This window comes from Pseudomonas sp. AC463 (assembly GCF_979253585.1).
In genome coordinates, this window is record NZ_CEEDDZ010000820.1 from 1 (window position 1) to 257 (window position 257).

At 68.1% G+C, this 257-nt stretch carries 1 protein-coding gene; it reads left to right on the forward strand.

Going from position 1 to position 257, the window contains the following annotated elements; genetic code table 11:
* Positions 1–46: 46 nt before the first annotated feature.
* On the forward strand, positions 47–257 hold a 211-nt coding region (locus AC0IYH_RS32510; RefSeq protein WP_471838471.1), incomplete at its 3' end, for a hypothetical protein.

Genomic DNA, 257 nt, shown 5'->3' on the forward strand with positions numbered 1-257 from the left:
CGCCTGAAGAACCGGATTAAGTCGCGAAAGGCGCGGGATACGCAACATGGACAGGCGTAAACTCATCCTGCTGGTCGGCGCGCTGTTCGTCGCCGGTCTGACCGCATTCCTCGCCCGATCGCTGATGCAGGGCAGCGCCGCGCCGGTCGCGATGGCCGCGCCCGCCGTCGTGATCGACGGACCGGAGGTGCTGGTCGCCACCCGCTCGCTGCCGGTCGGCACGATCCTCGACGCGACCGCGCTGAAGTATCAGCCCT